This window comes from Nitrospira defluvii, assembly GCF_905220995.1.
GTDB classification, from domain to species: Bacteria; Nitrospirota; Nitrospiria; order Nitrospirales; family Nitrospiraceae; genus Nitrospira_A; species Nitrospira_A defluvii_C.
The window spans coordinates 597454-609584 of the sequence record NZ_CAJNBJ010000001.1 but is presented as its reverse complement, the minus strand read 5'-3'; the positions used below and the strand labels follow the sequence as shown (position 1 = coordinate 609584).

Sequence of the window (12131 nt, the reverse complement as noted above, 5' to 3'; positions counted from 1 at the left end):
TTCGTAGCCGGTGAGGGATGTCTCACGCCATGTCATTAGGTCGACCACAAGCGGGCCTGTTGGTTCTAGGAATCGCGGGCGCCCTGTTAGGGGGCGGGCCGGATTGGTCTGCCTCGGCTGCGGATCTGTTTGCACCGCGTCTGTCAAAGGTCAGCACCAATGGCGATTTGCAGGCACAGGTGCGGGCCACCGCAGCGAAAGTCCTTCCCGCCGTCGTCAGTATTGCCTCCACCGTCATGGTGCACGACCAGGCGTTCAGCGATGAAGGTCTGCCGTTCGGCATGTTTAAGGATGTGCCGCCACGCCGCCAGTACGGACAGGGGTCCGGCGTGATTGTGTCGTCCGACGGCTATATCATCACGAACAACCATGTCGTCGCCGATGCGGTGGATGTGGAAGTTATTCTGGCCGATCGACGGCAATTCAAGGGCCGTGTCGTTGCGACTGATCCGAAGACCGATGTGGCCGTCGTGAAGATCAATGCCACCGGCCTCCCCTCGGCGGCCTGGGGTGATTCCAGTGCGCTCGCGGTCGGAGATTTTGTCCTGGCCATCGGCAATCCGCTTGGTTTGAGCCGCACGGTGACGTTCGGCATCGTGAGCGCGGTCGGCCGTGCGGACGTGGGAGTCGCCGATGTGGAAGATTTCATTCAGACCGATGCGCCGATCAACCCCGGTAATTCGGGCGGCGCATTGGTGAACACGAATGGTGAGTTGGTCGGGATCAACACAGCCATCGCCAGCCCTACCGGCGGGAGCGTCGGCGTCGGGTTTGCCATTCCCAGCAACATGGCCAGGACCGCCATGCAGAGCCTCATCAAGACGGGCCGTGTGGTCCGCGGATTTCTGGGCGCGTCCACGCAAGATGTCACGCCGCTGCTGGCTAAGATTTTTCACCTCCCGGACGTGAAGGGGTCGATCATCACCGATCTGCAGGCCAAGGGTTCAGCCGAACGGGCGGGGTTGAAACGCGGCGATGTGGTGGTGCGGTTCGATGGGCGTGATGTCATGGACAGCGGCCATCTGCGCAACCTCATGGCAGCGGCCACCATCGGCAGCAAACACCGGGTCGAGCTTCTCCGCGATGCCCGTTTGATGCAGGCCGAATTGACGGTGCAGGAAGCGCCACGCGAGCGGCAACGCAAGGCGCAGACTGCTGAGACGGCCGGCCCCACGGCACATCCCCTGTCAGGCGTGATCGTCGATGAGATCACGCCCGCATTGGCGCGGCAGATGGATCTTCCTGCCAACACTGGTTTGGTGGTGACGGATATCGAAGACGGGAGCCTGGCGGAAGTGTCGGGGCTGCAGCCCGGCGACCTGATTCTGGAACTCAACCGGCAACCCATCCCCAATTTCAGCACCTTTCAACGGCTCGCCGAGCCGCTCCGCTCCACGGACCTCGCGCTCCTGCTCATCAACAGACAGGGCAGTCTCCTGTACATTCCGATTCAAAGCGAATAGCTCGCACTCGACGGCAGATCGGCATCCCCTGTTGTCCGGCCGTGTGTCTCAAGGCCAATCCGGCTGGTCATCTCGCGCCAGCGAAAAACTCCAAAGAAATTGAAATTGCAGACCGCTGTGGCACACTGATGGCGCATGCCCAGGAATCTCTGGCATACGCCATCACAAAGAGGTGTTCCGTGCGGTCGATGAGAGCGCTGGGTTGCCTGTTGCTGCTGGGGCTCAGTGTGGCCTGTTCACCGGAGCCGGATCGGACCCCGTCGTACCTCGTCGGCGTGTGGGAAACGCAGACTGAGGGCTACACCGACCAGCATATGTTCATCGACCAGGGACGAATCGGTTTCGGGACCAGTGCGGTCGCGGCGGACGGCTATGTGATTACGAAGGTCGACGAAAGCCGGGAAGCAGGCAAGACCCTGTTCGTCCTGTCGTACCAAGATGCCGACCAGGCCAAATTTCAGCTGGCGTTCTTCTATGAGCCGGCGGGCGGCGGACGAATCATCTTCAAAAATCAGGATCATTTAACATGGACGAAAAAGGCGGCGGCCACATGAGCCGGCCACGATTCAGACGGCACTTCCTGTGGGATACGGTTCAGCCGCGGTTCCTGTGCCTGAGCCTCTGCTATGTGGTGGTCGTGATTGTCGCGGTGTCGGCGGCGCTCTTTGTGCCGTTGATGCTGGAACTCAACCACCTGCCGCTCTCCTCGGTCGAGGCGCAGCGCGTGGCCGAGCAGTTCGAATTGTTACACAGCCGGTTCTGGCCGGTGGTGGTGGTCGTCTCGCTCCTGTTGATCGTGCACGGCGTGTTCTTTTCGCACCGGATCGCCGGTCCACTCTATCGCTTTCGGCGGATTTTTCAGTCCGTCGCAAGCGGGGATCTGACCGTGCGCACGTCGATCCGCAAGAGCGACTATCTCCATGTCGAAGCCCAATGTCTTGGAGAAATGGTCAACGCCTTGCGGGAGAAGATCGGCCGGATCGAGGCGCACCATGCCGACATGACCCCGCAATTGGAACGGCTGAAGGCGGCAGCCGCGCGTGGGGCGTTGCGGGAGGTGGAACAGGAAACAGAACGGTTACGCGCGACCGTTGAACAACTTGCGCAGGCGATGGAACCCTTCCAGACAGACTCTCAACCAGTTGAGCCGACCCCCGCGACGTTGCCGACCGCGGCAGGATTTTAGGATCGTGATGACTCACGCCGTTCTCGATCGTCGCCAACAGGGATTTACCATCATCGAGTTGGCGATTGTGACGGTGATTGTCGGTCTCCTAGCCGGATTGGCCGTGCCGACCTACCTGGGATATTTGGACAAGGCCAGAATTACACGTTGCATCGCCGAAATTCGCTATATCTCCCGCGCCATCGATTCGTACAAGACCGCGTACGATGTCTACCCGAACACATTGGCGGATGCGGGAGCAGGCGATATTGTTGACCCCTGGGGCAATTCCTACGAATATCTGAACATAGCGTCCCTAAGCCTGCCTGGGAATGGTGGTGGCAACGCGGGCGGCAACGGCAATGCAGGAGGGGACGGCGGTGCCGGCGGTGGAAGCGGAAATTCCTCCGGTGGTGGAGGAGGCGGTGGGGGCGGCGGCAATGGCAACGGCGGAGGGAACAGCGGTGCTTGGCAATGGCTCCTGCCGAATGAGGCCTACGCCGCAGCCGGCGGGAATGCTTCCAGAGGTACGCCTCGCAAGGACCGGTTTCTGCACCCGATCAATTCCGACTACGATCTGTACAGTATGGGCAAAGACGGGGAGAGTGTCGAACCCCTGACGGCCAGGAAAAGTCATGACGATATCATTCGCGCGAATGACGGCAGCTTTGTCGGGCTGGCGGTAGAATTTTAGCGAGAACAAGCTCCAGTGCAGATCGAGTACACCTTCCTCCGCAGCCGTGTCGCCCGCCGCGTGTTTGTGCTCTTCATCCTCTGTGCGCTCTTGCCGGTCGGTGCGTTGAGCCTGGTCTCGCTCGCTGACGTGAGGAGTCAGCTCACGCAGCAGGCCGAGCGTCGTGTGCGGCAGGAAAGCAAAGCCATGGGCATGGCCGTCTATCAACGGCTGTTGCTCCTGGAAGCGGAACTCCTGTCGACCATCGCGCAACGGCATGCGGGTGCGGCGCCGCAGGTTGGGGAGTCGCCGTCGCAGATGCTGCCGAGCCTTCCGGGCTTTGTCGGGATGGCCGCTGTGTCCGAGGCCGGCGAGACCTCCGTGTTTCTTGGTGAGTTGCGTTCTCTCCCGGCCTTCACCCAGGCGCAGCGGGCACTGCTGCATCAAAACAAGACGCTGCTCGCCGTCGAATCGTCCGGCGCGGATGGGCCTCGCGTCTTCCTCTCCAGACTGTCCGAATTCGACGGGCGAATGGTCGTGGCGGAAATCCATCACGAATTTCTATGGGACCTGGTCGGCAGCATGACGTTGCCGGCCGACACCTCGATGTGTGTCTTCGGCCAGGCCGGGGAAATATTGTTCTGCAGTCATGGCGTCTCTGCGACGTTGCTGCAGCAGTGGTCGGCGCGGGGAGAAGGCGGCGCCGGGTTATTCGAGTGGCGAGACGAACAAGATGTGTATCTGGCCGGGTCCTGGGCGATCCCGCTACGGTTCCAGTTTTCGACCGCGCCGTGGACGGTGGTGTTGAGCGAGCCCCGGAGTTCCGTGCTGGCGCCGCTTGGGAGGTTTCACTACCGGTTCATATTGATCGTCGCGATCGCGCTGCTGGCCGTGGCGCTGCTCAGCGTGAGTCAGATTCGCAAAACCATGATTCCCCTTGAGCAACTCGGGGAAGGAACCAAACGCGTCGCGGCGAGAAACTTCTCACAACCGGTGCGGGTCGAGAGCGGAGATGAATTTGAGGAACTCGCCGTCTCTTTTAATGCCATGGCGAACCGGCTGAATCAGCAGTTCACCCAACTGGCAACCATCCACGAAATTGACCGCTCGGTGCTGTCGGTGCTGGATCCCAGTCGCATTGTGGATACCGTCTTGGCCCGATTGCGTGACGTGTCGCCCTGCGAGGGAATTGCGGTTCTGCTGGTCGATCCTGCTGATGCGGCACGCGGGTGGCTGTATGCCCGCCTCGGGTCGGATCAGGCACAGACCGGCGTAACGGGCGTGGCGGTGAGCGAGGAGGACCGCCGATTGCTCGTGACTCACCAAGGCAGCGCGACCTTGGCCAGGCCGTCAACGGGCGGCGTGTTCGGGCCGCTCTGCGTTGCCGGCGTTGCCTCGTTGCTGGTGCTGCCGTTGTTCCGTTCTCGCGACCTGCTGGGCGGGATTGCGCTCAGTTATCGGCGCGCCCCAGGCATGAATGACGATCAGCTCGCGCAATTGCGGCAATTGGCTGATCAGGTGGCGGTGGCGCTGAGTAATGCGTCCGATCTGGCGGAGCGTAAACGGGCGGAGACGTCGCTGCGTGAGAGCAATACACGTCTTGAGCAAGCGCTGACCGACCTGCAAACGGCGCAGCAGCAGATGGTGCAACAGGAACGGCTTCGCGCCCTCGGCCAAATGGCCAGCGGCATCGCCCACGACTTCAACAACACCCTGTCGCCGATTATGGGATTCAGCGAACTGTTGCTCATTGCTCCACAGATGTCCGCCGACCCCGTGCAACTGAAGGAATATCTACAGACGATCAATATGGCCGCCAAGGATGCCGCGAAGGTTGTGAGCCGCCTGCGCGAGTTTTATCGCCCTCGCCTCGACGCGGACCTGGCCGGCATTGTCGATCTGAACAGTTTGGTCCAGCAAAGTGTGAAACTGAGCCAGCCGAAATGGAAGGACCAGGCCTTGGCGAACGGGGTGGCTGTCGAAATCAAGACGGAATTGGATTCGGTACCTCCGGTGGCCGGGCATGAATCGGAGTTACGCGAAGTGTTGACCAATCTGGTGTTCAACGCCGTGGATGCCATGCCGAAGAGCGGCTCGATCACGTTGCGGACGAAAGCGGATGGTGCCCATGTGAGACTGGAAGTCACCGACACCGGCACGGGCATGACCGAAGAGGTGCGGCGGCGTTGTCTCGAACCGTTTTTTTCCACCAAGGGCGAAAAAGGGTCCGGGCTCGGCTTGGCCATGGTGTACGGGATCATCAAACGGCTGCGCGGGACGATCGACATCACCAGTGCCGTCGGAGTCGGGACGACCTTCAGCATTCGTCTGCCGATTCAGGCCGAACAAGAGGCCGGCACCAAGCAGGAAGGTCACAGTCTGGACGGTGTGCGGCTGAGGATTCTCGTGGTCGACGACGATCCGCTGGTGGGGCGTGTCACCGGAGAATATCTGCGAGTGGCCGGTCATCAGGTGGAGGTGGTGACCAGCGCGGCCGAGGCTGTGAAGCGGTTCAATCCCGAGCGGGTGCATCTGGTCGTGACCGACCACGGCATGCCGCACATGACCGGGCGGCAATTGGCCGAGGTGATTAAGCAGGTGTCGCCGGACACCCCGGTGGTGCTTCTGACCGGCGGCGACGAGCTTGATGTCACGGAGACCGCGTCGTCGGCCGTCGATGCCGAGCTGAGCAAGCCGTTGACCATGGCGGCATTACAGCGGACCTTGTCCACTCTCACCTTTCCCCGCGCACTCCCTGCGCAGAGCGGAAAAGAAATTGGCGAGGCGGCCTGACGGTGGTAGTCTCGACCGTAGAAATATGCGGACAGAGGACCGGCGTGAACGTGATGCAGGACCTTGATCTGAGCACCATCAAGCTTCTTTTGGTGGATGACGAAGCCCATTGCACCAAGCTGATGGAGGCCTTCCTCAAGCAGGCCGGCTTTAGCCGGATTACGATGACGAACGACCCTCGTCAGGCGGTGCAGTTGTATCGAGAGGTCAAGCCGGACCTGATCGCCCTCGACATGCGCATGCCGCACATGGATGGCATGGAAGTCATGCGGCAGTTGCGACAGGTGATTCCCGCCGAAGACTATGTGCCGATTCTGATCGTGACGGGCGAGCTGGATGCGCCGACGAAACACAAGGCGCTGGCCGAAGGCGCCAACGATTTTCTCAACAAGCCGGTGGATGCCACGGAAGTGGTGCTGCGCATCAAGAATCAACTGCAGACCAGGCGGCTGCACCAGCAGGTCCGGATGCACAACGAACATTTGGAAGCGCAAGTCCGGTTGCGCACCAAAGTCGTCGAGCAGACGCAGTTGGACCTGCTGAACCGGCTGGTGCTGGTATCCGAATACCGGCATGACGCCACCGGCGCCCACGCCTGGCGAGTCGGGCGTGTGGCCATGTTACTCGCGGAGCTGAAGGGGTTGCCGCCCGATCAGGCGGATCTGATTAAAAAGACGGCGCCGCTCCACGATGTGGGGAAAATCGGCGTACGCGATGCGATCAGCATGAAGGAGGGAGTGTACGAGCCCGCCGAATTCGAAGCGATGAAGGCGCATACGAAGCTCGGCTCGAAGATCTTGGCGGACAGCCGGTCGCCCCTGTTGATGATGGCGCGGGAAATCGCCCTGACGCATCATGAACGATGGGACGGGAAGGGCTACCACAAGCTAAAAGACGTGCAGACGCCGCTCAGCGGGCGCATTGTAGCGCTGGCGGATTCCTTCGATGTGATGACCCACGCCTGTTCGTACAAGACGCCGTTGACGCTGAGTCAGGCCAGGGAAGAAATCGCGCGCCATGCCGGGACGCAGTTTGATCCGGAGTTGAGTGGTTTGTTTCTGAAACTCATCGACCGCGACGGTGAGACATTGCTGGCCGACGTAACGGGTACGCCGTTCTTCGGCTAGGACTTCCGCCGGTTCGAGTGCTCTGCCCCCGCTTCCTTCCCGCAACCACCGTAATGTCGACGACGGGTCTATCCCTTGCTTGACGAGTCAGCGTTGGTTTCTGTACTATCCGTGCCACGAAAAGTTAATTCGTGCCACATTGTGAGATGCGATGACACAACTTGTGCGATTCGGCGTGTCCCTCGACCAGGATCTGCTCGCGGAATTCGATCGTCTGATCGAACGGCGCAACTATACCAATCGCTCGGAAGCGATTCGCGATCTGATTCGGGACAGCCTGGTCGGGCAGCAGTGGGACGAGAATAAAGAGACGGTGGCGACGATCACCTTCGTCTATGACCATCATGTGCCGGATTTGACGAGAAAACTGGTCCACATTCAGCATGATTTCCAGGGCCACATCATGGCGGGGATGCATGTGCATTTGGACCATGATCATTGCCTGGAGGTCTTGGTGGCTCGGGGCAAGGGCGCGGCCATTCGCAAGGTCGCCGATGCGCTACTCAGCGTCAAAGGTGTCAAGCACGGCAAGCTTACGATGACGACGACGGGCAAGGGGCTCAGCCTCTGATGACGATTTGTGTGGTGGATGGTCGCGGGGGAGGTCTCGGCAGCCGGATGGTGGAAGGGTTACGCGGCGTTGTCGCGGATGGCCATACCATCATCGGAGTCGGGCTCAATCGTGTCTCTGCCGAAGCCATGGCACGGGCGGGGGCGACAGCTATCGAGACGGTGCCGCAATCGATTCGTCGCCGGCTCCATGCTGCGGATATGATCGTAGGTTCGCTCAGCCTGTTGATGCCGGGCTCCATGCTCGGTGAAGTGACGCCGGTGCTTGTGCGAGCGGTGCTGGATTCCCAGGCGAAAAAAATGCTCTTGCCCGTCAATACACGGAAGGTCGAAGTGGTGGGCGCGGAGGGACGAACCCTCGATGCCTTGATCGACCACGCCGTTCAGCGGATCGCGTTTCTGCTCAGACCGACAGCCTAAGGGCGACGGTCTCGCCCCTACTCACTCACAACAGTCAGAGCACGAAGGTCTGAAGCGGCCGGCACGGGCCGTTGACGGCCTATGGTCAATGCTTGTCCGCTCACAGGATCTGATGGGAGATGTTATGCGACAGTGTGCAGGGTGGGTAGGGATGGGGAGCCTTGTGTTGTGTCTCGGGATGGTGCTGTCAGCCCAGGCGCATGACCCTGATGCTCCGGATCTGGAGGTGCTCGAAATACAGGTTGAGGCCGATCGGCCGGTTGCGGCGTCTTCCCAACAGTTCATCCCCGACAAGGAATATCTCATGCAGCCGCAAGGCCGCCCGGCCCAGGTGTTGCGGCTGATTCCCGGGTTCGTCGCGGTCGAACATTCCGGTGGCGCGGGAAAGGCCGACCAGTACTTCCTGCGCGGGTTCGATGCCGACCATGGGACCGATGTCGCATTCTTCACCGACGGGATGCCGATTAATCTTCGGAGCCATGCCCACGGACAAGGCTACACCGATCTCAACTTCATCATCCCGGAAACCATCGAAGGCGTCGATGTCTTTAAAGGGGCCTACCTGCCCGAGTACGGAGACTTTGCTACGGCCGGCGCCGTGAACTTTCGCACGCGTGACATGGTGAAAGAAGGAGTCGTGCAGTCGGCCGGCGGGCAGTTCAACACGCAGCGGCATCTCTTGATGTTCTCGCCGACCAAAGACAAGGTGCGAACCCTGTTTGCGGCGGAAGGCTACTACACCGATGGACCTTTCCTGAACGACAACCGGTATCTTCGCGGCAATCTGTTGGGCAAGGCCACGATGAACCCGCTCGGCCGGGACGAACTCGTCATCACCGGCACGTTTCAGAAGTCGCAGTGGAATGGGTCAGGCGAGATTCCCCTCCGCGCAGTCCATGATGGCTCACTGGATCGATTCGGGTCGATTGATCCGAGCGAAGGCGGGAAGACACTCCGCAGCACGGGGCGGCTGAACTACCATTACGACAGGCCGGCGGGCGGGCGGTTCTTCGCCAATGCCTATGCCCAGTATTACCGGTTCGATCTGTTCACGAATTTTACTTTTTTCCTGAACGACCCGGTCAACGGCGACGGCTTTCAACAGTCGGACCGGCGCGTGATCTACGGCGGCGATGTGGGCTACAAACAGCTCGTCCGCTTCTTTGATATGGATGGAGCCGCTACGGTGGGCGTGCAAGCACGGGTAGACGACATTCATGCGCGGCTGGGGCCGCAAGTGAAGCGGGCGCCTCTGGGAACCACCGTGGATAGCACCATTTTCGAAGCCTCCTACGGGCCGTTCCTCAAGCTCGAACTGCAGCCGATGCCCTGGTTGCGATTGGCTGGCGGCGTCCGCACCGAAGTCTTCACGTTTGACGTGCGGAACCGCTGCACAACTTGTTCGGAACAGCCGGCCGGCAATACGAGTTCCGGGCTTGTGCTCCCGAAAATGAATGTGATTCTGGGGCCCTGGTTCAGGACGGAGTTCTTCGCCAACTATGGCGAGGGCTACCACAGCAACGACGCCCGCTCAGCGGTTGCCCAGGCGGCGTCACCTCTGGCGAGGGCGAAAAATTACGAGGTCGGTCTCCGCTCAAAACCGTGGGGGCCTGAGGGGGTCGAACTGACCGCGACCCTGTGGGCGCTGGACTTGAAGCAGGAACTCGTCTTCGTGGGGGATGAAGGGACCACGGAAATTCGGGGGGCTTCACGCCGCCGCGGCATGGAGGTCGCGGCACGTGGGCAGGTCTGGGGACCGCTCTACTTCAACGGTAGCGTCACCTGGACCAAGGCGGAATTCACGAACGGGGACGCGATTCCACTGGCGCCTGAAGTGACGGCCTATGGCGCGTTGCTGTTGCGCTGGCCGGAGGGGCTTACGTCACAGATCCAGGCGACCTATCTCGGCGTTCGACCTTTGATCGAAGATCGTAGTGCGAAGGCGCCGTCCTGGACGACCTTCGACCTGTCGGAACGGTACCAACTTCCGGTGAAATTGTCACACGGGAGGCTTGAGGCGTTCCTCTTCGTGCAGAACCTCTTCAATACGAAATGGGAGCAGGCCACGTTCTTCTTCGATTCCCGCCTGCGTAACGGAGCGGCCGGCATCGCGGACACGCATTTCGTGCCGGGGAGTCCGCGGTTTGTGATGGGCGGTCTCGCCTGGTACTTCTGACAGGCTGCTGAAAATGCCCGCCAGCTTCGTTCTCGCCTCGGCCTCATCCTCGACGTACCGCAAGGGTACGCCTGCGGTGCTGCCACCGGCTGCGGCCTTGCCGGACGGACATTGTGAGCAGCGGCGGTGGGGCTGCGGGTCTCGTGCGGGATGCAGGGACTGTGAGAGAACACGATTCTATGAGACCCTTGCATCGATTGAAAGTGAGGGCCATCGGCATTTACGATTTCAGCCAACCTGGACAGCGTGTTTTGGAGCAGCCATGATCATTCCTCGTGACTATTTCGATCGACCGACCCTCGATGTGGCTCGTTCGTTGGTGGGGAAATATCTCGTGCGCGAGCAGGGCGGTCGGCTGATTGCCGGAAGGATCATCGAGGTCGAGGCCTATGTCGGCACGGAAGATAAGGCCTGCCATGCGTCGAAGGGGCGGACGGCTAGGACGGATGTACTGTTCGGGCCGCCGGGACATGCCTATGTCTACCTGTGCTACGGCATGTATGAAATGTTGAATGTGGTCACGGAGCAGGAGGGATTTCCGGCGGCGATTCTTCTCCGAGCGGTAGAATGCGACGGACGGTTGATCGATGGCCCAGGGCGGTTGACCCGCGCCTTCGATATCGACCGGCGCTTGAATCGTTGCGACCTGACGCTCGGCCAGTCACTTTGGTTTGAGGACCGCGGCGAGGCCGTACCGCCTGGTTGGCTCAAAACCCATCCCCGTATCGGCGTGGATTATGCCGGCGAATGGGCGCACAAGCCCTGGCGGTTTCGTCTGACGACCGAGGCGTCCAAGCCCGGTCGTCCCATCACCAAACGGGCGCTTAGCAGGAAATAAAAAAGGGGAAGCCGGTGGACGGCTTCCCCTTCGTAGAACGGAGTCGAGGAACCAAGAACTAGTCGATCTTGCGCTCGCCGGTGATCTTGGTGGCGGAGGTCACGGGCGGCTCAATCTTGATCTGTGGGCCCTGCACGTTCGGCAAGCGGCCTGCGCCCTGGCCTTCGGTGATTCGTGCATTGTCCGTCTTCACCAACTTTTGCTCGGCATGCTTGGTGGATTCAGCGGATTTCAGCAGTGTGGATTCCCCGCGGGCATCTTTTTGCCCAGGGTCATTGGCCGTCGGCTGTCCCGTGACCGGGCTGCCGTCGTTCTTCATCGGATAACCTTCGTGCTTCGGCAACAGCGCCGGGTTGGCGGAGGCCATCGAACACAGAAACAGTACACCTGCAAGGGTCGCGACGCTGCCGATCACGAGTTTCATACCCCTACTCCTTTGAAAGAATGTGAAAGTATGGTGGTCGAGTATATAGACGTTAAAAGCCTAATGAGTGCCGGAATCTTAGCTATCTGCGGAAGCCGTGTCAAGAATAAAGGGGGGGGAGGCCGGGCGTGGGCCGTCTCCTTTGCTCGCGCAACGCGCGGTCTCAGAAGGCCCTCGTTGGACGCGCGCACGAGGAAACGCACCACGCCCAGCCTTGATGGCAGAGAGGGATGTGTGCTCGGCCCATGCGCGCAGGTGGACGGCCTCGATGACCACCCGTAGGTGTAGGCGTTCGGGAAGAGGGAGGAGGGAGAGGACTGGCGCGGGAGCCTCCTTTGCTCGCACAACGCGCGGCCTCAGAAGGCCCTCGTTGGATGCGCGCATGAGGAGGCTCGCCCCTGCCCGTCCTTTTGAGGGCGAAGTACGTCGATGTGCTCGACCCATTTTTGCAGGTGGACAGCTTGGATGACTAGCTAGGGCGT

Annotated in this window: 11 protein-coding genes; 10 read left to right on the top strand and 1 reads right to left on the bottom strand. The window is 60.8% G+C overall.

Annotation, left to right across the window (positions count from 1 at the left end):
• Positions 1-29 precede the first annotated feature (29 nt).
• The 10 genes from KJA79_RS02925 to KJA79_RS02880 all read left to right on the top strand — a co-directional run bounded on the left by KJA79_RS02925 (position 30) and on the right by KJA79_RS02880 (position 11225).
• Positions 30-1463, top strand: coding sequence for a Do family serine endopeptidase (locus KJA79_RS02925; RefSeq protein WP_213040501.1), 1434 nt, complete (start codon positions 30-32; stop codon positions 1461-1463).
• Positions 1464-1642: 179 nt separating this feature from the next.
• Positions 1643-2017 carry a hypothetical protein gene (locus KJA79_RS02920; RefSeq protein ID WP_213040500.1) on the top strand — a complete coding sequence of 125 codons (375 nt, stop codon included), beginning with the start codon at positions 1643-1645 and terminating at the stop codon, positions 2015-2017.
• On the top strand, positions 1990-2649 hold the full coding sequence (locus KJA79_RS02915; RefSeq protein ID WP_213040499.1) for a methyl-accepting chemotaxis protein: 660 nt from the start codon (positions 1990-1992) through the stop codon (positions 2647-2649). The genes KJA79_RS02920 and KJA79_RS02915 overlap by 28 nt, the downstream gene beginning before the upstream one ends.
• Before the next feature lie 7 nt (positions 2650-2656).
• The gene (locus tag KJA79_RS02910; protein ID WP_213040498.1) at positions 2657-3322 is read left to right on the top strand and encodes a type II secretion system protein; all 666 of its coding nucleotides are present in this window, start codon (positions 2657-2659) and stop codon (positions 3320-3322) included.
• Between the two features lie 15 nt (positions 3323-3337).
• Positions 3338-6094 carry an ATP-binding protein gene (locus KJA79_RS02905; protein ID WP_213040497.1) on the top strand — a complete coding sequence of 919 codons (2757 nt, stop codon included), beginning with the start codon at positions 3338-3340 and terminating at the stop codon, positions 6092-6094.
• Positions 6095-6147: 53 nt separating this feature from the next.
• Positions 6148-7221: a response regulator gene (locus KJA79_RS02900; protein ID WP_246507486.1), complete on the top strand. Its 1074-nt coding sequence runs from the start codon at positions 6148-6150 to the stop codon at positions 7219-7221.
• Positions 7222-7372: 151 nt separating this feature from the next.
• Positions 7373-7792: a nickel-responsive transcriptional regulator NikR gene (gene nikR, locus KJA79_RS02895; RefSeq protein WP_213040495.1), complete on the top strand. Its 420-nt coding sequence runs from the start codon at positions 7373-7375 to the stop codon at positions 7790-7792.
• Complete coding sequence (locus KJA79_RS02890) at positions 7792-8211, top strand: DUF3842 family protein (protein WP_213040494.1); 420 nt, start codon at positions 7792-7794, stop codon at positions 8209-8211. Before nikR ends, KJA79_RS02890 begins: the two co-directional genes overlap by 1 nt.
• A 124-nt stretch (positions 8212-8335) precedes the next feature.
• Entirely contained in the window at positions 8336-10387 is a 2052-nt protein-coding gene (locus KJA79_RS02885; RefSeq protein ID WP_213040493.1) for a TonB-dependent receptor, read from the top strand.
• Positions 10388-10649: 262 nt separating this feature from the next.
• On the top strand, positions 10650-11225 hold the full coding sequence (locus KJA79_RS02880; protein ID WP_213040492.1) for a DNA-3-methyladenine glycosylase: 576 nt from the start codon (positions 10650-10652) through the stop codon (positions 11223-11225).
• 58 nt (positions 11226-11283) lie between these two features.
• On the opposite strand, the gene KJA79_RS02875 is transcribed toward KJA79_RS02880, so the two are convergent.
• Complete coding sequence (locus tag KJA79_RS02875; RefSeq protein ID WP_213040491.1) at positions 11284-11649, bottom strand: hypothetical protein; 366 nt, start codon at positions 11647-11649, stop codon at positions 11284-11286.
• Between the last annotated feature and the right edge of the window lie 482 nt (positions 11650-12131).

What these genes read in the sequence shown, in the direction of transcription:
- KJA79_RS02925 (WP_213040501.1), top strand. Translation starts at nt 30, where the DNA reads ATGTCATTAGGTCGACCACAAGCGGGCCTGTTGGTTCTAGGAATCGCG.
- KJA79_RS02910 (WP_213040498.1), top strand. Translation starts at nt 2,657, where the DNA reads ATGACTCACGCCGTTCTCGATCGTCGCCAACAGGGATTTACCATCATC.
- KJA79_RS02885 (WP_213040493.1), top strand. Translation starts at nt 8,336, where the DNA reads ATGCGACAGTGTGCAGGGTGGGTAGGGATGGGGAGCCTTGTGTTGTGT.
- KJA79_RS02880 (WP_213040492.1), top strand. Translation starts at nt 10,650, where the DNA reads ATGATCATTCCTCGTGACTATTTCGATCGACCGACCCTCGATGTGGCT.
- KJA79_RS02890 (WP_213040494.1), top strand. Translation starts at nt 7,792, where the DNA reads ATGACGATTTGTGTGGTGGATGGTCGCGGGGGAGGTCTCGGCAGCCGG.
- nikR (WP_213040495.1), top strand. Translation starts at nt 7,373, where the DNA reads ATGACACAACTTGTGCGATTCGGCGTGTCCCTCGACCAGGATCTGCTC.
- KJA79_RS02875 (WP_213040491.1), bottom strand. Translation starts at nt 11,649, where the DNA reads ATGAAACTCGTGATCGGCAGCGTCGCGACCCTTGCAGGTGTACTGTTT.
- KJA79_RS02900 (WP_246507486.1), top strand. Translation starts at nt 6,148, where the DNA reads ATGCAGGACCTTGATCTGAGCACCATCAAGCTTCTTTTGGTGGATGAC.
- KJA79_RS02915 (WP_213040499.1), top strand. Translation starts at nt 1,990, where the DNA reads ATGGACGAAAAAGGCGGCGGCCACATGAGCCGGCCACGATTCAGACGG.